A 23,513-nucleotide genomic window follows, 5' to 3' on the forward strand; every position below is an offset into this window, starting at 1 on the left:
CGCCGTGACCGCTTCACGACAGTCGAGAATCGCCCGTCTCGCCGACGCCCGTCTCTATCTGTGCACCGATGCCCGCCGCGAACGTGGCGACCTGACCGAGTTCGTGGCTGCCGCCCTCGCCGGTGGTGTCGACATCGTGCAACTGCGCGACAAGGGTTCACCGGGCGAATCCGCCTTCGGCACCTTGGAGGCCCGCGACGAACTGCAGATCCTCGCCCGGCTGCGCGACCTGACCCGGGATCACGACGCCCTGCTCGCCGTGAACGACCGCGCCGACATCGCAGCGCTGGCGGGCGCGGATGTGCTGCACGTCGGGCAGGGTGACCTCCCCGCCGACCTCGTCCGCCGGATCGCCGGCCCGGACATCGTCATCGGGCTCTCCACCCATGACACGACACAGTTACGGTCTGCGATCGCCGACGACGACGTCGACTACTTCTGCGTCGGCCCGTGCTGGCCGACACCCACCAAGCCCGGACGCACCGCGCCGGGGCTTGCGCTGGTCGAGGCGGCTGCGGCGGCCCCATCCGGCAAACCGTGGTTCGCGATCGGCGGCGTGGATGCCGATCGCCTCGAGGCGGTGACCGCGGCGGGAGCCGACCGCGTCGTCGTGGTTCGCGCCATCACCGGCGCCGACGACCCGGAGTCGGCGGCGAGAACGCTGCGTCAACGTCTCTGAGGTCGAGGAACCCGCCGTCGGTCATCGGTGATCACCGGTCACTCGGTGACGAACGACACCGCCTCGCCGAGGTCGGCACGGGTGGTCCGGAAGGTGTTGACCGGCGCATCGACGTCGGCGTAACCGAACGAGATGCCGGCGACGACGTGACGGTCGGCGGGGATGTCGAGGACCTCGTGCAGGACGTCGGAGTACGACGCGAGTGCGGCCTGCGGCGCAGCGCCGAGCCCCATCGCCTCCGCGGCCAGCAGGAAGGTGCCGATGTAGAGACCGCAGTCGACGGCGCCGTAGGTACCCAACGTGTCGGTGGTGGTAATCAGGGCGACATGCGGTGCGTCGAACAACTCGAAGTTGCGGCGCATCTGCAGCGCCTTGCCCAGCTTGTCCTCGCGGGTGATGCCGAGCGTCTCGTAGAGCTGCATTCCACACTCGCGCCGACGCTCCTGGTAGACGCCCTGGTAACCGGGCGGCCACGCGATGTCAGACGAGATCTCACCGCCGCCGTCGACATGGCGCAGCAGCACCTCCCGCACCCGTGCGGTACCCGCTCCCTCGGTGACGATGACCTGCCACGGCTGTGTGTTGCACCAGGAGGGCGTGCGCTGCGCGAGTCGCAGCAACCGCTCGATGTCGTCGCGCGGCACGGCGTCGGGGCGGAACTGTCGGCAGGTCCACCGCTTGTCCATGAGCTCCTCGAGCACCGTCATCGCTTCGACCTGGACGCTCTGCGTCATGCACACACTCCCTCAGAAAAGTACGACCGAGCCCTCGTTCGGTCCACATCGTCGACGCTATCGAAGCCTGGGGTCGGTCGCAGCACCGGCACAAACCGTTTGCTGTCCTCGTCGGCGCAGGTCTATCGTTGAACACATCATGTTGTGCACGAAGAGCAAGCTCGTAACCCGCCGCAGCGGGGTCTGAATCAGACCGACCCCCCCGCTGCGGGTCGTTGCGCTTCTCTTCCTCGTCGGTCACTTTCCTTCCGATGAGAATCGAAATCTCTAATGCACACCACTCACCTGACCGGCGACGACGCCTCGTCGTCCGACCCCTGCGCAACGCACTTCGGCCGACCGCTGCCGCGCGGATTGCGCGACGAGGCGAAGGGCATGAGCTGGCAACGCTTCCTCGACACCTACGCACCCAAGGGTGCTCTGCGGCTCGGCACCTGGAACACGACCCTCGGCCGCGACGACACGATCACCTGCCGGGCCACCATTGCCTTCGCCGACCGCATCCGCTCGATGCAGGCGACGTCCTCTGGACCCATCGGCGCGATGACGACGATCCTGCACGACCTGGGGATATCGGTGCAGATCGTCGGCCTGCATCAGCAGCAGGTCGACGGATCGGTCACCACGTTCCTGCTGTGTGAGAGCGACGACCGTCAGTGCTGGGCCTGCGGCTCGGGGACCACCGGCGACGAAGCCAACATCAACGCCCTCATCGCCGGCGCCAACCGTCTGCTCGGCACGAATTGATGGCGACCGGGTCGTCCCCGATCAGCCGTGCAGGTCAAGTGCGGTGATCCGCGCCCGCAGCACGGGCCAGGCCCGCTCGAACCCGGGGTGCAGCGGAAGCGTCTCGACATCGTCCTCCCGGACCCAGCGCAATTCCGCGGACTCGAAATTGGCGACGGTGTCGATCGGCTCGTCGATCTCGGCGATCACGGTCGTGTACGTCCATCCGCTGGGGGCCTGATGGGTCACCACCGCGGCGACGACACGCAGATCGTTGCCGCCGATACCGGCTTCCTCGTCGGCCTCGCGGATGGCGGTGTCGATCGCGCTCTCGTGGGAGTCGCGCGCTCCGCCGGGCAGCCCCCACGTACCGCCTTGGTGCGACCACACGGCCCGATGTTGCAGCAGGATCCCCGTCGACGCATCGGCCATCGGCGCACGCAGCAGCAGACCCGCTGCCCCGTTGCGACCCCAGTAACGCGAACCGTCCGGATCCATCACCCAGCCGTCACCGTCTCCGCGCACCGCGCCTCCTGCTACTCGAAAAACCCCGAACGACCCCGTATGACGTCCACGGTATGTGACACACCCGACAGTGGCCACAGGACGGGCCCCGAGGTCGGTCGACCGGACCGTTCACCGCGACGACGACACGGCCCCGCACGCCGCGCCCACCGCGCAGCTGAGGTCTAGGGTTGAGACAGATGGTCTTTCCGGCGAACACACGTGACAGCGCCGGTCCGACCACCGGGTTTCGCCCACTGGTTGGGCGAAACGTATGGACTGCCCTCGACGACAGACAAGGTGGAGACAGTGAGCCCGACGCCGGTCGAACCGGCACGATCGGAAAGTGACGCCGGAGCCATGGAGAGTTCGGAAGGAACCTGACGTGACCGGCGACGTCTCGCCCATGCGGACCGCGCTCACCCGCGCGGGCCGGACGATCCGGCCCGGTCCGACGGCTCCCCCGATACGGCAGGTCCTCTCGGACCGCCGCGATCTCGTCACGGCTGCCCGGCAACGCGCGCAATCACCGTTGTCCACGGTGCGGCATTACGCCGTCACGAGCCCCGGCAAATTGATCCTGATCCTCGTGGTCCTGGCGATCGGCTGCGTGGCGACCGGGCTGTATGCGTCGACGACGCTGGAGAAGCGCACCGCGACGCTTCGGGAGATGATCGACCGGACCGAACCCCTGGCCGAGGCATCGCAGGTGCTCTACAGCTCACTCTCCATCGCCGACGCCTCGGCGAACTCGGCGTTCATCTCCGGTGGGCTCGAGTCCCCGGAGCTGCGAACCCGCTACTCGGACGCGCTGGCGACGGCTTCGTCGTCGCTCATCATCGCCGCCGGCACCTCGCAGGAGCCGGGCGCCGACACCGAGAGCACCGCGGTGACGAAGGAGATCAACACCGACCTCAACACCCTTGCGGTGAGTATCCCCGTCTACTCCGGCCTGATCGAGGTCGCGCGGACCAACAACCGCCTCGGTAATCCGGTGGGCTCCGCCTATCTCGGGCAGGCGTCGACGATGATGCAGGAGAAGATCCTGCCTGCCGCCCAACGCCTCTACCAGCGTCGGTCGATGGCCATCGCCGACCCGCAGAGTGCCCTCACGAAACCGCCGTGGGGTGTCTACATCGCGCTCATCGCGGTCATCATCGGACTGGCGGCGACCAGTCGCTACCTCGCGAAACGGACCCGACGCCGATTCAACATCGGTGTCGTGTCGGCGTTGTTCGCCGTCGTGGTCGGCACGGTGTGGCTGCTCGCGTCGGGGCTGATGTCGGTGGCGGCCACCAACAATGCCCGCGTCGACGGCGCGACACCGCTGCGCGAGCTGACGACGGCGCGCATCCTCACCCAACAGGCCCGTTCCGCGGAGACCCTGTCACTGGTCCGGCGCGGCGATCAGGGTGACCTCGATCGGTCCTTCGCCGAGACGACCGCGGAGATCGGGAGCACTCTGCAACGCGTGGGGAACAACCGCGGCGACTCGAGCGCGGTCACCGAGTCACAGCTGTACAACGCCAACTATGTCCTCAACGAGTGGAAGGAGCGGGATGCACAGGTGAGGAGGATGATGAGCAGCGGTAATTTCGCGCAGGCACGCACCACCACGGTCGGCGACGGCGCCGACACCACCGCGCAGGCCTATCGCGACCTCGACCGCGCTCTCGTCGACACCATCACCACCACGCGCAACGTCTTCCGTGACGACATCAACACCGCGCAGCGGGTCCTCGGCTACACCGGCACCGGCATCCTGCTGCTGACGCTGTTCGCGGCGGCTGCCGTGGTGATGGGCCTGATCCCGCGTATCCGGGAGTACCGATGACTCAGACAGCAACACCTCGACACACGCGTCGCCGACTTGTCGGAGCGGTCATCGTGGCTCTCCTCGTCGCTGTCGGGGCGACCGGCTGCGTGTCGTTCCCCGCTCCCGAATCACCACCTCCGATCGCGTTCGGCCCCCGTCCCACCCCCGAAGGTGCCGAGACGAATGTGCCGCGCGAACCCGTCCCGAACTCACAGGACTGCGACGCCACAGCCAGTCTGCGACCCGGCCCGATGCCCACTCCCGCGCAGATGCCGCAGCGCACCACGATGGCCGAGATCCTCGGCCACGGCCGACTCATCGTCGGACTCGACATCGGCAGCAACCTGTTCAGCTTCCGCGATCCCATCAGCGGGGACATCCAGGGCTTCGACGTCGACATCGCACGGGCGATCGCGGCGGCCATCTTCGGGGAGCCCGGAAACATCGAATACAAAGTTCTCAGCTCGGCCGAACGCACGCAGGCACTCAAGGACCACACCGTGGACGTGGTCGTCAAGACGATGAGCATCACCTGCGACCGACGTCGCGATGTGACCTTCTCCAGCCCGTATTACATTGCCTACCAACGTATTCTGTCGACACGGAGCTCCGGGGTGACCGGACCGGACGGGCTCGCGGGTAAGCGGGTGTGCGCCGCCCGGGGGGCCACCTCCATCGGACGCATCCAGGCGATCCAACCGCGTGTCAGAATGGTGACCACCACCACGTGGGCGGACTGCCTGGTGATGATGCAGCAAGCGCAGGTCGATGCGGTCAGCACCGACGACGCCATCCTCGCCGGCCTCGCCGAGCAGGATCCATGGGTGGAGTTGGTCGGCCCGAGTCTCGGCGCGGAGTACTACGGCGTCGGTATCCCCAAGGGCCAGGACGACATGGTGCGGTTCGTGAACGGGGTGCTCCAACAGCTACGGACGAGCGGCGAATGGCAGCGGATGTACGACCGATGGCTGTCGATCCTGGGCCCGGGCAACGGACCACCGCAGCCGGTGTACACGGACTAGCCGCCGTGACTGATGTGGATACCGAGTGACAGAGGCCGAGTGACAGAAGACGAGTGACAGAAGACGAGTGACAGAGGGATCGACCGGGTGAGATGACCGAGCACGAACGCCGCAGCGACACGACGACTTCCGCGCAGGATGCGGGAGCCGTCGATGTGGGCACGCAAGCGGTCAGTCGTGACGAACTATGCGGTGACGATGTGAACGGCACCCGAACCGACGACCTCGCGACGACCCCCGCGGAAACAGGCATGACCGAGGTGGGCGAGGTGCTCTCCACGGAAGCCGACGAGTCCACACCTGCGTCGACCCGCGACGAGCCCGACGTCGGGACGCAGGCCGCCACCGACGACGACCTCGACATCGGCACCCAGAAGGCAAGCCTCGACGACCTCGACGTCGGGACGCAGAAGGCACTTCTCGAGGAACTCGACGTGGGTACCCAGAAGGCACGCCTCGAGGACCTCGACGTCAAGGATGAGGACTCCGACGACGACGCCCCGACCGACCACGTGTCCGGCCGATCCGGGCCGACGGTCCCGACCGACGTGATCAACTCGCTGGGGAGCGGGCGGCGCCTGGTGCCCCGCAATCGTTCGATGGTGCACGACCGGCGTCTGGGCAGCGGGTTGGTCGAGCTGCCGAAGATCACCGACATCGAACCCGCGGACGCGGTGTTGACCCACCCGATCATCGCCGAGCGCAAACGTAACTGCTGGCGATGCGGAAAACCGGTGGGCCGGTCCGCCGGCCCGGGGAAAGGCGATCTGACCGGCGATTGCCCGCACTGCGGCGCCCGCTACTCGTTCGTACCCGGCCTGGAAAGCGGCACACTGGTGGCCGATCAGTACGAGATCGTCGGTGCGATCGCCCATGGCGGTCTGGGCTGGATCTACCTCGCCATCGACCGCAACGTCTCGGACCGTCCGGTGGTGCTCAAGGGCCTGCTCAATTCGTCTGATTCCGAAGCGCAGGCGGTGGCCGTCGCCGAACGGCAGTTCCTGGCATCGGTGAACCACCCCGGCATCGTCAAGATCTACAACTTCGTCGAGCACGTCAACGAGTACGACGACCGGTTCGGCTACATCGTCATGGAGTACATCGGCGGCCAAACACTCAAGCAGATCACGTCCGAGGACGAGGGCGGCACCGGTTTGCTCCCTGTCGAACACGCGATGTCTTACATGCTGGAAGTCCTGCCCGCCGTGGGTTACCTACACTCGGTCGGGTTGGTCTACAACGACGTCAAGCCGGAGAACATCATGGTCGGCAGCGACGAGGTGAAGCTGATCGACCTGGGCGCCGTGTCGTCGATCAACGGCTACGGCCACCTGTATGGCACACCGGGTTTCCAGGCCCCCGAGATCGTGAAGACCGGTCCGCAAGTGGTGACCGACATCTACAGCATCGGCCGCACCCTGGCAGCGCTGACCATCGACATGCCGAAGAAGGACGGGCGCTACCTCGATGGTCTGCCCGACCCGGACAAATGCCCGGTGTTCCGCGACAATCCGTCGTATTACCTTCTGCTGCAACGTGCCACGGCACCTGATCCCGCAGACCGGTTCGCCACGACCGACGAGATGACCACGCAGGTCCTCAATGTGCTGCGCGAGATCGTCGCCGTGCACACCGGCGTCCCCCGGCCGTCGATGTCGACCGTGTTCACCCCGCAACGTTCGACGTTCGGCACCGACCTGCTACTTGCGCCCGTCGACGGGTTCTTCGACCCGGAACAAGCCGCATTCTACGATCCGGTCGACATCGCCCGGGCGCTGCCACTCCCACTCGTCAACCCGATGGACCCGGCGGCCGGGATGCTCACCTCCGCAGCCCTTTCCGACCCGCGGCAAACCCTGGACTCGATCCACGCGGCCCGCGCCGACGGCTTCTCGGCACTGCTCGGCCGGCGCAGCAAGAATCACCATCCGTCGCTGGAGATCGACCTCGCCGAGGTGCGAGCGCATCTCGAACTCGACGACGTGGACACCGCCCTCGCACTGCTGCGCGATGTCTCGGCACATCACGGTGACTCCTGGCGGGTGCAGTGGTACCTGGCCATCTGCGCACTGATGAACGACGAGCCGGAACTGGCCTATGAACGCTTCAGCGATGTGTTGCAGGCGATGCCCGGTGAGGTCGCTCCCAAACTTGCCGTCGCGGGTACCGCCGAGCTCATCGGACGGTGGATGTCGGACGAGGCTGCCCACTCGGAGAGCCACGCGAAGAAGATCGCCGCCCTGTTCGATGTTGCGGCACACCACTATCACGATCTGTGGCTGACCGATCACGGCATCGTGACCGCCGCCTTCGGGTTGGCGCGGCTATCGGTGGCGACCGGTGATGTCGACGCCGCGATCGCCCCCTTGGACGAGGTTCCGCCGACGAGCAGGCACTTCAACACCGCGCGGGCGACGGCCGTGCTCGCCCTGGTCCACGGCCGCCCCACGGCCGAGGTGACCCGGGAGCAGGTCGTGGAGGCGGCACGCCGGGTCGCCGCGATGCCGGACGGCGAACCCCGCAAGGAACGACTACGACTCATCGTGCTCGGCACAGCATTGGGCTGGGTGCACGACAATCCCGAGTCCGATCCGAATCGCCAACCGGCGACTTTGCTCGGCTACCCGTTCACCGAGCAGGGATTGCGGGCCGGCACCGAACGGTCACTGCGTTTGCTGGCACGCCAGACCCGGTCCAATCGTGAACACCGCTTCATGCTCGTCGACCTCGCGAACTACGTCCGGCCCGACACGCTTTTCTGAGCGATCCGCCACCACCGCTCCTCGCTCGGCCACCACCGCCCCCTGAGGAGCCTCGCGAGGAACGAGCGACGCGTCACCACCGGTCCCTGAGGAGCCTCGCGAGGAACGAGCGATGCGTCACGAAGGGCCACCCTTCGTGACGCATCCTCGCAAGCTCGGAGGCTCCTCAGGGATCGGAAAAGGTCACGGCGCAACCCCCAAAAGCACATGCCCCCAGGCGAACCCCACCCCCAAGGCGCGCCGCGAGGAACGAGCAAAGCGTCACCACCGGTCCCTGAGGAGCCTCGCGAGAAACGAGCAATCCGACACCACCGCCCCCTGAGGAGCCTCGCGAGGAACGAGCGACGCGTCACGAAGGGCCACCCTTCGTGACGCATCCTCGCAAGCTCGGAGGCTCCTCAGGGATCGGAAAAGGTCACGGCGCAACCACCAAAAGCACACGCCTGCAAGCGACCCCCTAGAGCGAGCGTCACGAAGGGGCGACCACCTCGGCCGCCTGCCGTGCGATCGCGAGCTCCTCGTTGGTGGGGACGACGAGCACGTCGATGGAGCTGTCGTCGGTGGAGATCCGTCGGGGATGCTTGGCTCGCACAGCATTTCGTTCCGGGTCCACAAGAATGCCATAGTTCTCGAGTCCGGCGAGGGCGTCGGAGCGCACGCTCGCCGCGTTCTCCCCCACCCCTGCGGTGAAGGTGATCGCGTCCACGCGACCCAGTTCGATCATGTATGCCCCGATGTAACGGCGGAGGCGGTGGATGTAGACCTCGTAGGCCCGACGCGCACCCTCATCGCCCGAATCCATCTTCAGCGTGATGGTCCGGAAATCGTTCTCCCCGCACAAACCCTTCAGACCTGATTGCTTGTTCAGCAGCGTGTCGATCTCGTCCACTCGAAGCTTGGCGACGCGATGCAGGTGCAGCACGAGGCCGGGGTCGATGTCCCCGCTGCGGGTACCCATCACCAGCCCCTCCAACGGGGTCATCCCCATCGAGGTGTCGATCGGATGCCCCGCCGCGATCGCCGACGCCGACGCTCCGTTACCGAGGTGCAGCACAATCTGATTCAGCTCGTCGATCGGGCGCTCGAGGAACTGCGCGACCTGGCCGGACACGTACTCATGGCTCGTACCGTGGAATCCGTACCGCCGGATGGCATGCTCGCCCGCAACATCGCGATCGATCGCGTAGGTGGCCGCGGCGTCGGGCAGTGAATGAAAGAACGCTGTGTCGAACACCGCCACGGACGGCACGTCGGGCAACAACGCCCGCGCCGCCTCGATACCGATCAGGTTCGCCGGATTATGAAGTGGCGCAAGGCTGGAGATGCGCGATATCTCGGCGATCACGTCCTCGGTGATCAGGGTCGGCTCGTAGAAGCTCCGTCCCCCGTGCACGACACGATGCCCAACGGCGCAGAGGCCGACGGTCTTCAGATCGGTTCCGTGGTCGGCGAAGAACTGCATCGCACGTTCGATGGCCGCACGGTGGTCGGGAATCGGCAGCGACTCGCTCGCGCTCTCCCCGTCCTGTTCGTGGGTGATCGACGACTCATCGTCACCGATCCGCTCAGCGATCCCGTCGGCCAGCACCTGCTGTGTACCGGGATGCAGGAGTTGATATTTGAGCGACGACGAGCCGGCGTTCAACACGAGTACCGCCCCGCCCGCGGACACCGTGCTCACGCGGTCACCTCCGCAGTCGTGGCCGGTGTGTCCTGCGCCTGGATGGCCGTGATCGCCACCGTGTTCACGATGTCGGAGACCAGCGCGCCCCTCGACAGGTCGTTGATCGGCTTGTTGAGACCCTGCAGCACCGGGCCGATGGCGATCGCGTTCGCACTGCGCTGCACCGCCTTGTACGTGTTGTTGCCGGTGTTGAGGTCGGGGAAGATGAGCACCGTGGCCTGCCCCGCCACCGACGACTGCGGCATCTTGGTGGCCGCGACACTCGGTTCGACCGCCGCGTCGTATTGGATCGGCCCCTCGACAAGGATCTCGGGCGCACGCTCACGGACCAGGTCGGTGGCGACCCGGACCTTGTCGACGTCGGCGCCTGATCCCGACTGTCCCGTCGAGTACGACAGCATCGCCACCCGTGGTTCGATGCCGAACTGCGCAGCGGTCTGCGCGGACGAGATCGCGATGTCCGCCAGCTGCTCGTCGGTCGGGTCCGGCACCACCGCGCAGTCGCCGTAGGCGAGCACCTTGTCGGCCAGACACATGAAGAAGACGCTCGACACGGTGGAGACCCCGGGCTTCGTCTTGATGATCTCGAAGGCCGGACGGATCGTGTGCGCGGTGGTGTGCACCGCCCCCGACACCATTCCGTCGGCGATCCCGGTGTGCACCATCATCGTGCCGAAGTAGGAGACATCGCGCATCACCTCGGCGGCACGTTCGGTATCCATCCCCTTGTGCTTGCGAAGTTCTGCGTACTGCGCGGCGAAGTCGTCCAGCAGCTCCGACGTCGCCGGGTCGATCACGTCGACACCGCCGATGTCGAGGCCGAGTTCCTGTGCACGCGTGCGCACTTGGTCCTCGTCGCCCAGCAGGGTCAGCTGCGCCACCCCGCGCAGCAGTAGCCGTGCGGCGGCGCGGAGGATGCGATCCTCGCCGCCCTCCGGCAACACGATGTGCTTGGACTCCGACCGCGCCCGCGCGATGAGTCCGTACTCGAACATCTGGGGGGTGACGACCTCCGGCGTGCGGACGTCGAGAACCTTGACGACGGCTTCGGAATCGATGTGGCGCTCCATCAACGCCAGCGCGGCGTCGATCTTGCGCGACGAGTCCCGGCCGACTCGCCCGCGAGTGTGGGCCGCCGTGCGTGCCGTCTCGTACGTGCCCTGCTCGCAGGAGATGATCGGAAGCGACGGCTTCAATCCGGTGACGAGCGCCTGGATCATCGGATGCGGGCGCAGACCGCCGTTCAGAATGATCCCGGACAGCCGCGGAAAACCTTGCGCCGTATTGGCGTTGACCAAGGCGAGCAGGACGTCGGAGCGATCGGCCGGGGTGATCACCACCGTGCCTTCGGTCAGGCGTTCCAGGATGTGCTCGACGGTCATGCCGCCCGCCATCACATTGAGGGCCTCCCGGTCGAGCAGTTCCTTGTCACCGCTGTACATCTCGGCGCCGAGAGCATCCCTGAGCTCTGCCATCGTCGGCGCGAACAGGACCGGCTCCTCGGGGAGACACCAGGTGGGCACGCCGACCTTCTCGACCTCCGCGACGACCCGGGACATCTCACCAGGGATGCAGCGGTTGACGACGATCGCGGCGGTGGTGGCGTGGACCGCCGAGATCTCGGTCAACAGTAGTTCGGCGATGGCGCGCAGGTCGGTCGCGGTGCGCCCGGTTGCCTTGATCGCCAACAGGATCGGGGCGGACAGGTTGGCCGCGATCCGCGCGTTGTAACTCAGCTCCGACGGGTTGCCGACGTCGGTGTAGTCCGAACCGACGATCAGGACCGTGTCGCAGCGCTCCTCGACCACGTGGAATCGCGCGACGATCTCGCCGATGGCGCCCTCGGGATCGGCGTGCACCTGGTCGTAGGTGACGCCGATGCGATCCTCGTACGGCAGGTCGAGCGAGTCCCGATCCATCAGCAGATCGAGGATGTAATCCCGCTCGCCCGCGGATGCGCGGGAGATGGGCCGGAACACACCGACCCGCCCACCGCGCGCGGACAACAACGCCAACAGGCCCAATGCCACGGTGGACTTTCCGGTGTCGCCTTCGGCGGAGGCGAGGTAGATGCTGCTCGACGTGACGGTGTCTGCACCCATGGGTTCAGCCTATCGGCCAACGGTCATCCGGGGCACGACACAGCGCATCGAGGTCGAACAATCATGGTCAGAGCAGGATTCCGGGATTGCACACCGCAGCGGGATCGAGTGTGCGTTTCACTGCACGCAACGCGTCCAGGGCGAGCGGACCGATCTCGTCGTGATAGCCGCTGCGATGGTCCCGGCCGACCGCATGGTGGTGGGTGATGCTCGCCCCGGCAGCCCGGATCGCCGTGTTCGCCGCCGCCTTCGCCGCTGACCATTGGGCGATGGGATCGTTTGTCTGTGGGCACACGACCGTGAAGTAAAGGGACGCACCCGCCGCGTAGACGTGACTGATGTGGCACATCACCAATGGCGGGGTGCCCTGGTCGGTCAGGGTGTCGGTGAGCGCAGCGGTGACCGCGTCCTTCAGCTCGTCGAGCCGAGACCAGTAGGTGACGGTCTCGAGGGTTTCCACGAGCACGCCGGCGTCGAGTAGGGGATCCCGTAGGTACGGTGTGCGGAACCGACCGGCGCGCCAGGCCTCACCCGGAGCCGTCCCGGCCGACACTCCCCCGGCCCGTTCGAGGATCGCGGTCACCGCGGCGCGGCGACCCTCGACCTCGTCGGGCACGCCCTCGTAGCCGACGACGGCCAGGCAGCCCCCGGCGGCGACGCCCAGTTCGCCGGGGTCGGCGAGGTTGACGGCCGTCTCACCCTCGTCGGATAGCCGCAGCACCGTGGGCATCGGGCCGTCTTGCGCGAGCCTGCGCAGCGCCGCGGCCCCGGCGGCGAAGTCGTCGAACCGCCAGCCCTCGAACACACGGTGTGTCGGCGCGGGGTGAATGCGGACGGTGACCTCGGTGATGATGCCGAGCACACCCTCGGAGCCGAGGACCAGCTGTCGCAGGTCCGGTCCGGCCGCCGACCTCGGTGCGGTGCCGACGTGGAGCGTGCCGCGCGGTGTCGCGAGCACCAGTCGCTCGACGATCTCATCGAAACGGCCGTATCCGGCCGACGACTGTCCGGCCGAGCGGGTGGCGGCGTATCCGCCGATTCCCGCGCCCTCGTATGACTGGGGAAAGTGCCCGAGCGTGAACCCTTTCGCCCGCAACAGTTCTTCGGCGCGAACCCCACGCAGTCCGGCCTGCAGGGTGGCCGTGCGCGACACCTCGTCGATCTCGACCAGACGATCGAGGCGGCGTAGGTCGACCGTGACGACGCCGGCGAAGCCGGCACGGTCGGGTGCCAGACCGCCGACCACGGACGTGCCGCCGGTGAACGGCACCACTGCGACGTGGTGTTCGGAGCAGATCTGCAGAACGCGCAGCACGTCGTCGTGGGAACCGGGAGTGACCACGAGGTCAGGTGCATCGCTGCCGTCGCCGCCGCGTAGCGCCAGGATGTCGGGGGTGGAGAAGCCGCGTGTGTGGTCGACGCGGTCGTGGTGCGCGTCGCTGACGTGTCCGATGCCGAGCGCGTCGACGAGTGCGGCCCGCACCGATGCGGGCACGGTGGACTCGGCGAGCAGCACGTCGTCGGGGTTCACGCCCGGATTCGCGGCGGAGTCGGCACCGACAAGCGCGGCGGCCACCGCCGGTAGCTCGCCCGGCGTCGACGGGTCGCCCCAGCGCGGTCTGTGCATCGCGACCACCGGCAGTGCCGTCTCATCGTCACCATCGGCAGGACCAGCGGCCGGCTCGTGCACCATCGACTACCTCCTCGGGGAGCGGCGTTACACATTCAGCCTAACTGTCACGCGGGTGGCTGCTGTGAGCACCGCTGATCGGATGCCGGATGGTGGTGACTCACTGCACGATGGCACGGACGACGAGATCCGCGATCTCCTCGTCGGAGAGCGCACTGTCGGGGATCAGCATCAGCGAGTAGATGGTTCGCACCAGGAATTCGGCGGCGCCTTGGGGATTCGGGCGCAGTTCAGCGGCGATCTCGGGCTGCAGATCGGGCAATGCCTGGGCGACGATCTGGTGGATCAACGTCTGCTCGGGCGCATCCTTCGTGGCGATCAACGCACGGACGATCTCCTCCGGCTCGTTGCGCAGGACGTATTGCAACGCTTCGTGTTCACGGATGTACGGCAACACGTTCAGGACCTGCGCACGGACCTTGCCCGCGGCGTCGGATTCCGTGTCCGCCCACTCGCGCAGTTTCGCGCGGAGCGTGACGACCTCCCGTTCGACGATGGCGGCGATCAGCGCGTCCTTACCGCCGAACATCCGGTAGGCGGTCGCGCGCGCAACTCCGGCCTGGCGCGCGACGGACGTCAGACTCAACGCCTTCGCACCGAAACGGGACACCACGGCCACGCCGACATCCACCATGCGGTCACGATCCATGGCTAATCACGGTATCCGACAGTGGCCCGACTCCCGGCCGAGGTCAGCGGACCGGCGTGGTCGTGGTGGTCGTCGTCGTCCCGGGCGCGTGCGGCGCGAACGGCAGGAACCGGGACGGCGCGGTGGGTGTGATCGTCGGCGCCGACTTCGGGTGCACCGGCTTCGGGAGGGACCGATGCGTCGGCACCGAGCCCGCGAACGGCTTCGACGTAGAGGGCGCCCGATCGGGCGCGGCAAAGGTCACGGTGAACACCGCCCGCCGGGAGACCTCTTTGCCCGATGCCACCGCGCTCTGGCAGTCGACGACGTACGCCCGCGAACCGGTCACCGCCGATGTCGCGCTCAGGAAACCACGTTTGCCGGGACCCATGGTCGTCGAATCGGTCGGCTGCTGTGCCCCGACGGGCCCGAGTGTGCACACCACCGGGTCGGGACGAGTCCCGTTGTTGCGCAACTCGACACGCACCACACGGTCCAACACCCGGAACACACAGTCAGGCACGGGTCCGTCGCCCTCGAACTTGCCGCAGGAGAAGGCCTGCGACGTGGGTGCCGCCTCGGTCGATGGCGGCCCGACGGCCAGCGCGGTGAGTCCGGTCCCGGTCGCGACAATCGCCGCACCCGCGATCGCCATCGTCAACTTTCGCATCCGACCACTCCTCGACCGCGGTTGGCCGAACGGACGATTCGTCCGCTCGGCGCAGCCGCTTTCCTCCAGGTTATCGAGTTGCGACCGAACCCGACAGAGCTGCGTCGACGACGGGACGCGACCGCCGTCGCCGCAGGAGTCCACGGCCGATCGCGACGCCGGTGAGACACAGCACGCCGCCGACGATCCGCAGAGCGGACGGCAGTTCGCCGAGGAACAGCCACGACAGCACGATCACGATCGCCGGCACCGCGAGCGTCGTCGCGGCCAGCGCGCCGGCATCGGTGCGCGCCAAGGCGTAGCCCCAGGTGGTGAAGGCAATCGCGGTGGGACCGACGCCGAGGTAGATCAGCCAGGCGATCTGGCCCGGATCGGCTGCGGTCAACTCCGCGATGGCTGTCGGTGCGAACGGCAGCGTGGCCACCAGTCCGGCCACAGCTCCGAGCCACGTGGCGGTGACCGCATCGACCTCACGCAGCGAGACCTTCTGCAGCAGTACGCCACCGGCGTAGAGGACCGCACTGAGCACGCCGAGGCCCAGACCGAGCCAGTCGGCGTGCGCGTCGCCGCCTGCGACGGTGATCAGAACGACGCCGCTGAACGAGATGGCGATGCCGACCACCAACACCCGCGAGAAGCCCTCCCCGAGGAAGAAGCCGGCGAACACGGCGACGATGATCGGCGCGAGATTCACGAGCAATGCCGCGGTGCCGGCATCGAGATGTTGCTCGGCCCAGTTGAGCACCACGCTGTAGGCACCGAACCAGGCGACGCCGTAGGCGATGACAAGACCCAACGCTCGTCCTCGCGGCCACCGTGGGCCCGAGGTGGCGGGGCGGGGTGTCCGTCGTCGCGTCACGGCGAGCACGACCGTCAACGCGATGACCCCGAAGAGCAGGCGCAGGAACGCCAGTGCACCGGGCGAGAATACCGGCCCGAGGTCACGGATCACCACGAATGCCGAGGCCCAGAGCGCGACAGTGATCGTCGCGGCAATGGCCGGGCGGTACATCGGGTCGGTGCCACGCGTGAGCATATGACCAGCATGCGTGGCGACAAGTGATTAGCACAAGTGACTATTTGTTGGCGACAGTTAAGTGTGACTGTAGTGTGAGATTATGATCGATCCGCATCGTCTCCGTGTCTTCCGCGCCGTCGTCGCCGAGGGGTCCATCGGGGGCGCGGCCACCTCACTCGGCTACACGTCGTCGGCGGTCAGCCAGCACATCGCCGCCCTGCAACGCGAGACCGGATTGTCGCTGGTGGAGCGGGACGGCCGTGGCGTGCTGCCGACCGAGTCCGGCCGCATCCTCGCCGAGGAGTCGGCGGGCGTGTTCGACCGTCTCGCACACCTCGACGGGGTGGTGCACGACCTGCGTGAAGGGCGGGCGGGTCGTTTGTCGATGAGCTATTTCGCCTCGGCCGGCACCACCTGGATCCCGCCGATAGTCGCCTCGATCACGCGTGAATTCCCCGACATCCGGCTCGATCTGCGTCTGATCGAGCTGACCGAGGAGGGCCGGACCGGACCCGACGTCGAGGTCTACGTGCAGGGTGCGGCGACCACGGACCTGGCCGGCTACGACTGCGAGTCGCTGGTCACCGAGCCCTATTACGCCGTGGTGCACGCGGAATCGCCGCTGGCCCGTCTGGAGACCGTGGCCCTGGCGGACCTGGGTGGCCGATCCTGGGTGGACAACGACATCGCGCGCGGCCCGTGCCGGCAGACCCTGCTCGACGCATGCACCGCCGTCGGCTTCACGCCCGACTTCGCAGTGCAGACGCAGGACTACCCGACGGCGATCCGATTCGTGGCGGCCGGCGTCGGACTCACCGTGGTCCCCGAACTCGCGCTCGCTGCCATGCCCGACGGCGTGGTCGCCGTTCGGGTCGAGGATCCGACCCCGACGCGATCCATCTGGGTGCGTCGCCATCAGCGCGTCGCCGACAACCGGGCAGTCGACCGCATCGTGGAGTTGCTGCGGGCGTCGGTGGCACGGACCCATGCGGTCGCCACCGAGACCCGCCCGGCATAGGAGCGTATCCATCCGCTCCCTGAGGAGGTCCGGAGCGGCAGCGGAGGTGCGTCCAGCCCGATCCCTGAGCGGCAGCAAAGGAACCGTCCACCCCAGTCCCTGAGGAGGTCCGGAGCGGCAGAAAGGAACCGTCCACCCGATCCCTGAGGAAGACCGGAGCGGCAGAAAGGAACCGTCCACCCGATCCCTGAGGAAGACCGGAGCGGCAGAAAGGAACCGTCCACCCGATCCCTGAGGAGGTCCGGAGCGGCAGAAAGGAACCGTCCACCCCGCTCCCTGAGGAGGACCGGAGCGCCAGCGGAGGACCGTCACGAAGGGCCCTTCGTGACGCATCCTCGCAAGCTCGGAGGCTCCTCAGGGACCGGTAGGGAGACGCCCGCAAACTCGGACGCTCCTCACGGACCGGGAGGGAGACGCCCGCAAACACGGAGGTTCCTCAGAAACCGGGAGTCAGACGCCCTGACCCCCACCCGTAAGCCGAGAAGGACCCGCGACCACCCCGCTCCCTGAGGAGGACCGGAGCGCTAGCGGAGGACCGTCACGAAGGGCCCTTCGTGAAGCATCCTCGCAAACTCGGACGCTCCTCAGGGACCGGTAGGGAGACGCCCGCAAGCTCGGAGGCTCCTCACGGACCGGGAGGCAGACGCCCGCAAACTCGGAGGCTCCCCAGGTATCGGGAGGCAGATGCCCGGCGCTCCGCAGGAACGAGAGTCGTCCCCGACCTCAGATCGACAGTTTGCGCAAGCGGGGCGCGAGATCCTTCTCGAAGTTCTCCAGGAACCGGCGCTGGTCGTGGCCGGGGGCGTGGAACACGAGATGGTTCAGTCCGCAGTCGGTGTAGAACTTCACCTTCTCGACGGCCTCGTCGGGATCGGAGGCCACGATCCAGCGCTTGGCGACCTGTTCGATCGGCAGTTCGTCGGCGAGCCGTTCCATCTCCGTCGACGAGTTGACACTGTGCTTCTGCTCGGCGGTCAGCGACAGCGGCGCCCAGAACCGGGTGTTCTCCAATGCCAATTCCGGATCCGGATCGTAGGAGATCTTGATCTCGATCATCCGGTCGATGGTCTCGAAGTCGCGTTCGGCTTTCTCCGCACCTTCCTTGACCGCCGGGATCAGCTTGTCCTGATACAGCTCGGCACCCTTGCCCGACGTGCAGATGAAACCGTCACCGGCCCGGCCGGCGTAGCGCGCCACCACCGGCCCACCGGCTGCGACGTACACCGGGATCGGCTTGTCGGGGACGTCGTACATGTAGGCGCCCTGGGTCTTGTAGTACTCGCCGTCGAAGTTCACTTCCTCGCCGGTCCACAGCTCACGCATCAGCTTGATCGACTCACGCAGGCGGGCGAACCGCTCCTTGAATTCCGGCCACTCGCCCTGGAAGCCGGTCGCATACTCGTTGAGCGCTTCACCTGTCCCCACGCCGAGCATGATCCGTCCCGGATACATGCAGCCCATCGACGCGAACGCCTGCGCGATCACCGCCGGGTTGTAGCGGAACGTCGGGGTCATCACCGACGTCCCGATCTGCACCCGCTTGGTCCGCTCACCGACCGCGGCCATCCACGCCAACGAGAACGGCGCATGGCCACCGTTGTGCCGCCATGGCTGGAAGTGGTCGCTGACCGCGACGGAATCCATTCCGTGTTCCTCGGCGGCGACCGCGATCTCCACCAGCTCCCGGGGATCGAACTGCTCCGCTGATGCCTTGAAACCGAGCCTGAGTTCTGCCACGTGTCCACCTCGCTCTTACCGGCCGCGTACGTTTGCGCGGGCGTTTCACCGATCGATCGCTCTTGCCACCAACCTACTCAGCCACGATGAGCGCGTCGTGACGGGTGTCTCACCTCACCGACCACAAGGCGTCGACAAGGCCCGGAGAAGTTTCGCCGGTCGCGAAATATGCACGGCCGATTAGACCTAAAGCTAACTTGAAGTTCTACCGTGGTTGTCATGAGCATGCAATCGGTCGCATGGGACACCATGTACAAGTCGATGAACGCACCGCAGGCGCGGTCCCTGCGCGGGGACCGACGTGCCACGATGCGTCGAATCGGCGGATTCGCCAGGCCCCATCGTCGGCGGATCGCGGTGTTCCTCGTGCTGTCGGTGCTGATGGCCCTGCTGACCGTGGTGACTCCCCTCCTCGCAGGTCGGGTGGTCAATCTGATCACCGGCGGTGGGAGCGGTGGCGCGATCACCGGGTTGGCGGTGTTGATCGCGCTGATCGCACTCGTCGAGGCGGGCGCAGGCATCGCGGTGCGCTGGTTCTCCGCGAACATCGGCGAAGGTCTCATCCTGGATCTGCGACGCGCCGTGTTCGATCACGTCCAGAAGATGCCGGTCGCGTTCTTCACCCGAACCCGCACCGGCGCATTGGTCAGCCGGCTCAACAATGACGTCATCGGGGCGCAGCGAGCGTTCAGCGACACATTGTCCGGCGTCGTGTCGAATGCGGTGACCCTGGTCCTGACGCTCGGCGTGATGATCGCGATCAGCTGGCAGGTGACGCTGCTGGCGCTGGTGTTGCTGCCGATCTTCGTGGTGCCGGCCCGACGGATGGGCAAACGGATGGCAGCGTTGTCGCGGGAGGCCGCCGAGTACAACGCGCGGATGTCGACCCAGATGACCGAACGTTTCTCGGCGCCCGGCGCCACCCTGGTGAAGCTGTTCGGGCGGCCCGACATGGAGTCCGCCGAGTTCGCCGCGCGTGCGGATCAAGTGCGTGACATCGGGGTTCGGCGCGCGATGCTGCAGAACTACTTCATGACGGCGCTGACCCTCGTGTCGGCGCTCGCGTTGGCGCTGGTCTATGGACTCGGTGGCTGGCTCGCGGTCGGCGGACATCTCTCCGCGGGCGCGGTCGTGTCGTTGGCATTGCTGCTCACCCGGATGTACGCACCGCTGACCGCGCTGGCAAACGCACGCGTGGAGATCATGAGCGCGCTGGTCAGCTTCGAGCGGGTCTTCGAGGTCCTCGACCTGACTCCACTGATCGCCGACAAGCCCGATGCGGTGACGGTGCCGGAAGGACCTGTGTCGGTCCGCTTCGACGACGTGTCCTTCGCCTACCCGTCCGCCGACAAGGTCTCTCTCGCGTCGTTGGAGGAGGTTGCCCAGCTGGACAACCGCGGCGGGTCGACAGTGCTGCACGACATCGACCTCGACGTGCCTGCCGGCACCATGACGGCGCTGGTCGGCAGTTCGGGCGCCGGCAAGTCGACGATCGCGAACCTGGCGACCCGCCTCTATGACGTCGACGCCGGGTCCGTTCAACTGAACGGGGTGGATCTGCGGGATCTGCGGAGTGCGTCGGTCCATCGCACCGTCGGACTTGTGACGCAGGACGGTCACCTGTTCCACGACACCGTGCGCGCCAATCTGGCGCTCGCGAACCCGACGGTATCCGAGCAGCAGATCTGGGATGCGTTGAGGAGGGCCCGTCTCGACGACCTGGTCGCATCGCTGCCCGACGGTCTGAACACCGTCGTCGGCGAGCGCGGGTACCGGTTGTCCGGCGGTGAGCGGCAACGTCTGACCATCGCACGCCTGCTGCTCGCCCAACCGTCGGTGGTGATCCTCGACGAGGCGACCGCCCATCTGGACTCGACGTCGGAAGCCGCTGTGCAGGAAGCGCTCTCCGAGGCGCTGGTCGGTCGGACGTCGATCGTGATCGCGCATCGACTGTCGACCATCCGCGCCGCGGACGAGATCGCGGTCCTCGAACACGGGCGGATCGTGGAGCGCGGTGACCACGCGACCCTGCTCGCGCGCAACGGTCGCTACGCCGAGCTCTACCGCACCCAGTTCGCCGACGAATCCCGCGACGGCGAGGAGCTCACCGCCTGACCGCGTCGACAGAACCCAGGCCCTCGCCGAGAGAACCTCGAATCTCGCCGACAGAACGCTGTGACGAGCCGATCGTCATTCGCAAGGCAAGGAACCGGACCCGCTAGCTCGCCGACCACTCCCGCCATCGCAATTCGCGGATCACGATGACCGGACCGTCGGGTCGATCGGACCGATATTGCGCGTACTTGGCGGCGAGGCGGTCGATCGCGGTGGTCCCGATGTCGGAGTCGGCGTCGACGACCTCGGCGTGACCGTCCACGCGGACCCACCAGAGCGCCGACCAGTCGTCGGCGTAGTGGTCGACCAGCAACGACACCCTGGGGTTGGCCATGATGTTCGCGAGTCGCCGGAGTCGGCTCGTCCGCTTCGGCTTGTGGTCGACGCAGGAATAGACGATTCCATCGTCGAAGGCGAACACGATCGGCACGACGTGCGGGGCATCGTCTGCGTCGACCGTCGCCAGCCGTGCGACCCTCGCGGATGCGAACCGTTCGGACGCGGAAGTCATGCCCGCATTCTGGTCGATGGGAAGCCCGATGACCCGTCGTTCATTGCCGGGTCGGCGCGATTCGGGGTTCTGTCGGCGCGATTCGGGGTTCTGTCGGCGCCAGTGTGGGTTCTGTCGGCGCGATTGCGGGTTCTCTCGGCGCGATTGCGGGTTCCGTCGGCGCGATTGCGGGTTCCGTCGGCGCGATTGCGGGTTCCGTCGGCGCGATTGCGGGTTCCGTCGGCGCGATTGCGGGTTCCGTCGGCGCGATTGCGGGTTCCGTCGGCGCGATTGCGGGTTCTGTCGGCGCCCAGCGGCTCAGGAAGACGCCGGCGGCTCATCACGCTTCGGCGGTGTCAGCTTGCGGCGGCGGAACTGCAGGACCACCAACGCGATGTTGACCACGACGATCGCGATGCCGATGGCCACCCACACCCACCGGCCTTCCCGCCACCAATTGACGGTCAGCAGCGCCACGCACAACATCAGGATCACCGACCCGACGATGGTCATCCCGCGGGAGAAGCTCTGCGCTCCGCGTGCAAAGTCGTTGTTGATCATCGAAAAGCTCTCATCTCAGGTCTGGACCACGATCACCACGGCGATGGCCACGGCAATGATCACTATCCCAACAATGAGGAACGTGAGGTGCGACGGCCCCGGCATCTCACCGCCACCCTGCAGGGCCCGCATGGTCTTACGCCACCGCCAGGCGCCGAGCAATGCGATGGCGCACCCGAGGGCGACCATCACCAGGCCCAGAGCGGTCTCGAGGATGGGATGGGCGATGTCGGCGGCGACGTAGACGACCGCGACCCCGGCCGCCATGAAGCCCAGCGCCGTCCGAACCCAGGCCAGCACCGTGCGTTCGGCAGCCAGCGTGAAGCGCGCGTCGATCGCCCCGGGCACCGCCGGCGGCGAGTCGGTCGGATCGACCGCTCCGGGTTCAGCCGGCTCGTTGGTCCGCTCGGTCGTCAGTGTTCTTGGCCTTTCCGATGGCGTGGGTGACGAACGCCGCGATCACGTCGATGGCGTGCACCGTCTCCGGATGACGCGTGGTGAGCACCGGAAACGCGTGCACCTGCCAAGAGTAGCTGTGCGCCACGGCGTCGACGCCGACTTCGTGCAGGGTCTCGACGAGGTCGATCACATCGGCCTCGAGCATCTCGTTCTCGGCGGTGACGATCACTGTGGGCGGGAAGTGCTCGTCCACGATCTGCGCTATGCGTCGCGCCCCGGTGAGCGGGATCGGTCCTCGCTCGAAGAGCGGAGCCAGCTCCGCCATCTTGCTGCGCGGAATGTAGGCGTCCGACCGGCTGGACCGATCGGGATTGGTCCCGACGTCGAGGTCCAGCAGCGGCGAGATCCCGACGAACGCAGCCGGGGTGGGCAGTCCTTCGCGTCCCGCGGCCTCCACCAGTTTGCCGGCGAGGAATCCTCCCGCGGAGTCGCCGGCGACGATGACCCGCCGGTAGCCGCGTTCGCCGACCAATTCGCGGTAGGCGGCGATCGCGTCGGCGACCGACGTCCCCACACCGGCAGCCGGGAGCTGGCGGTATTCGAGGGAGAAGACGGGCAGTTCGCAGGACCGCGACAGCCGGCTCGCGATCGACCGGTGTGACCCGAGGCCGCAGACCACGAACGCTCCCCCGTGCAGATACAGCACGGCCGTCTCGGAATCGCGGCGCGACGGCCCGACGGGCATGATGAGTTCGACGCCACGCCCGCCCAGCATCATCTGCTCGCGGACGACGCCGCTCGGCTTGGGACCCACCGCGAGGACGCGGTCGATCAGGAACAGACCCGCCATGCCGGGCCTGTTCAGCGGCCACAGCGACAGCGCCGGCCGCAACACGGTTCGGGTGCCGAGCCACATCGGATACGACAGGAGGCTCGGTTTGCGGTGGTGCACGATCGGCATTGCTCAATCCTCGTCATCAGGCGACCGTCAACACGCGTCGGACCGCGGTGCAACTCCTGACGGCCCGGGACGTGCTGAGATACGTCAGTGCGAAAAATACACCTGTTAGCCGAGGCAATGGTTGTCAACGGAGTGTATTCGCGCGCAAACCCTCGATGGTGGCGCGTGGAGGCTTGCGCCACGCGTTGTTCACCTGC

At 67.1% G+C, this 23,513-nt stretch carries 21 protein-coding genes; 7 read left to right on the forward strand and 14 right to left on the reverse strand.

What is annotated here, in order from left to right; all coding sequences use genetic code 11:
• Positions 1-4 precede the first annotated feature (4 nt).
• A complete protein-coding gene (gene thiE, locus ACVT6V_RS00735; RefSeq protein WP_489897916.1) occupies positions 5-679 on the forward strand; it encodes a thiamine phosphate synthase in 675 nt (224 codons plus the stop codon).
• A gap of 38 nt (positions 680-717) precedes the next feature.
• On the opposite strand, the gene ACVT6V_RS00740 is transcribed toward thiE, so the two are convergent.
• Complete coding sequence (locus ACVT6V_RS00740; protein WP_489897917.1) at positions 718-1,413, reverse strand: nitroreductase; 696 nt, start codon at positions 1,411-1,413, stop codon at positions 718-720.
• A 270-nt stretch (positions 1,414-1,683) separates the two neighbouring features.
• Between ACVT6V_RS00740 and ACVT6V_RS00745 the strand changes: the two genes are divergently transcribed.
• The gene (locus ACVT6V_RS00745; RefSeq protein ID WP_489897918.1) at positions 1,684-2,160 is read left to right on the forward strand and encodes a hypothetical protein; all 477 of its coding nucleotides are present in this window, start codon (positions 1,684-1,686) and stop codon (positions 2,158-2,160) included.
• 21 nt (positions 2,161-2,181) lie between these two features.
• On the opposite strand, the gene ACVT6V_RS00750 is transcribed toward ACVT6V_RS00745, so the two are convergent.
• Positions 2,182-2,664, reverse strand: coding sequence for an NUDIX hydrolase (locus tag ACVT6V_RS00750; RefSeq protein ID WP_489897919.1), 483 nt, complete (start codon positions 2,662-2,664; stop codon positions 2,182-2,184).
• 364 nt (positions 2,665-3,028) lie between these two features.
• Between ACVT6V_RS00750 and ACVT6V_RS00755 the strand changes: the two genes are divergently transcribed.
• From ACVT6V_RS00755 to ACVT6V_RS00765, 3 genes are all read left to right on the forward strand, one after another.
• On the forward strand, positions 3,029-4,477 hold the full coding sequence (locus ACVT6V_RS00755) for a GlnX family signal transduction membrane protein (RefSeq protein WP_489897920.1): 1,449 nt from the start codon (positions 3,029-3,031) through the stop codon (positions 4,475-4,477).
• Entirely contained in the window at positions 4,474-5,481 is a 1,008-nt protein-coding gene (locus ACVT6V_RS00760; protein WP_489897921.1) for a glutamate ABC transporter substrate-binding protein, read from the forward strand. The genes ACVT6V_RS00755 and ACVT6V_RS00760 overlap by 4 nt, the downstream gene beginning before the upstream one ends.
• Before the next feature lie 92 nt (positions 5,482-5,573).
• On the forward strand, positions 5,574-8,243 hold the full coding sequence (locus ACVT6V_RS00765) for a serine/threonine-protein kinase (protein ID WP_489897922.1): 2,670 nt from the start codon (positions 5,574-5,576) through the stop codon (positions 8,241-8,243).
• Between the two features lie 469 nt (positions 8,244-8,712).
• Here the strand turns inward: ACVT6V_RS00765 and ACVT6V_RS00770 are convergent, their stop codons facing one another.
• The 6 genes from ACVT6V_RS00770 to ACVT6V_RS00795 all read right to left on the reverse strand — a co-directional run bounded on the left by ACVT6V_RS00770 (position 8,713) and on the right by ACVT6V_RS00795 (position 16,053).
• Positions 8,713-9,915 carry an acetate kinase gene (locus tag ACVT6V_RS00770; RefSeq protein ID WP_489900665.1) on the reverse strand — a complete coding sequence of 401 codons (1,203 nt, stop codon included), beginning with the start codon at positions 9,913-9,915 and terminating at the stop codon, positions 8,713-8,715.
• 5 nt (positions 9,916-9,920) lie between these two features.
• Positions 9,921-12,029, reverse strand: a complete 2,109-nt coding sequence (pta, locus tag ACVT6V_RS00775) for a phosphate acetyltransferase (RefSeq protein ID WP_489897923.1) — start codon at positions 12,027-12,029, stop codon at positions 9,921-9,923.
• Positions 12,030-12,096: 67 nt separating this feature from the next.
• The gene (locus tag ACVT6V_RS00780; protein ID WP_489897924.1) at positions 12,097-13,722 is read right to left on the reverse strand and encodes an FAD-binding oxidoreductase; all 1,626 of its coding nucleotides are present in this window, start codon (positions 13,720-13,722) and stop codon (positions 12,097-12,099) included.
• A gap of 97 nt (positions 13,723-13,819) precedes the next feature.
• Entirely contained in the window at positions 13,820-14,368 is a 549-nt protein-coding gene (locus ACVT6V_RS00785) for a TetR/AcrR family transcriptional regulator (protein ID WP_489897925.1), read from the reverse strand.
• 43 nt (positions 14,369-14,411) lie between these two features.
• Positions 14,412-15,017 (reverse strand): hypothetical protein, encoded by a 606-nt coding sequence (locus ACVT6V_RS00790; protein ID WP_489897926.1) that lies wholly within the window; start codon positions 15,015-15,017, stop codon positions 14,412-14,414.
• Between the two features lie 70 nt (positions 15,018-15,087).
• Positions 15,088-16,053, reverse strand: coding sequence for a DMT family transporter (locus ACVT6V_RS00795; RefSeq protein ID WP_489897927.1), 966 nt, complete (start codon positions 16,051-16,053; stop codon positions 15,088-15,090).
• Positions 16,054-16,135: 82 nt separating this feature from the next.
• On the opposite strand from ACVT6V_RS00795, the gene ACVT6V_RS00800 reads away from it, so the two are divergent.
• Positions 16,136-17,053 carry a LysR family transcriptional regulator gene (locus ACVT6V_RS00800; RefSeq protein ID WP_489897928.1) on the forward strand — a complete coding sequence of 306 codons (918 nt, stop codon included), beginning with the start codon at positions 16,136-16,138 and terminating at the stop codon, positions 17,051-17,053.
• A 723-nt stretch (positions 17,054-17,776) separates the two neighbouring features.
• On the opposite strand, the gene fgd is transcribed toward ACVT6V_RS00800, so the two are convergent.
• Positions 17,777-18,790: a glucose-6-phosphate dehydrogenase (coenzyme-F420) gene (fgd, locus tag ACVT6V_RS00805; protein WP_489897929.1), complete on the reverse strand. Its 1,014-nt coding sequence runs from the start codon at positions 18,788-18,790 to the stop codon at positions 17,777-17,779.
• A 219-nt stretch (positions 18,791-19,009) separates the two neighbouring features.
• On the opposite strand from fgd, the gene ACVT6V_RS00810 reads away from it, so the two are divergent.
• Positions 19,010-20,905, forward strand: a complete 1,896-nt coding sequence (locus ACVT6V_RS00810) for an ABC transporter ATP-binding protein (RefSeq protein ID WP_489897930.1) — start codon at positions 19,010-19,012, stop codon at positions 20,903-20,905.
• Positions 20,906-21,008: 103 nt separating this feature from the next.
• On the opposite strand, the gene ACVT6V_RS00815 is transcribed toward ACVT6V_RS00810, so the two are convergent.
• The 5 genes from ACVT6V_RS00815 to ACVT6V_RS00835 are packed head-to-tail and all read right to left on the reverse strand — an operon-like array spanning position 21,009 to position 23,316.
• Positions 21,009-21,416 carry a TIGR03668 family PPOX class F420-dependent oxidoreductase gene (locus tag ACVT6V_RS00815; protein ID WP_489897931.1) on the reverse strand — a complete coding sequence of 136 codons (408 nt, stop codon included), beginning with the start codon at positions 21,414-21,416 and terminating at the stop codon, positions 21,009-21,011.
• Positions 21,413-21,736, reverse strand: coding sequence for a hypothetical protein (locus tag ACVT6V_RS00820; protein ID WP_489897932.1), 324 nt, complete (start codon positions 21,734-21,736; stop codon positions 21,413-21,415). The genes ACVT6V_RS00815 and ACVT6V_RS00820 overlap by 4 nt, the downstream gene beginning before the upstream one ends.
• On the reverse strand, positions 21,714-21,956 hold the full coding sequence (locus ACVT6V_RS00825) for a hypothetical protein (RefSeq protein WP_489897933.1): 243 nt from the start codon (positions 21,954-21,956) through the stop codon (positions 21,714-21,716). Before ACVT6V_RS00825 ends, ACVT6V_RS00820 begins: the two co-directional genes overlap by 23 nt.
• Positions 21,957-21,971: 15 nt before the next feature.
• Positions 21,972-22,304: a YidH family protein gene (locus ACVT6V_RS00830; protein WP_489897934.1), complete on the reverse strand. Its 333-nt coding sequence runs from the start codon at positions 22,302-22,304 to the stop codon at positions 21,972-21,974.
• 37 nt (positions 22,305-22,341) lie between these two features.
• A complete protein-coding gene (locus tag ACVT6V_RS00835; protein ID WP_489897935.1) occupies positions 22,342-23,316 on the reverse strand; it encodes an alpha/beta hydrolase in 975 nt (324 codons plus the stop codon).
• Between the last annotated feature and the right edge of the window lie 197 nt (positions 23,317-23,513).

The sequence above is a fragment of the Gordonia sp. LMA167 genome (genome assembly GCF_058130025.1).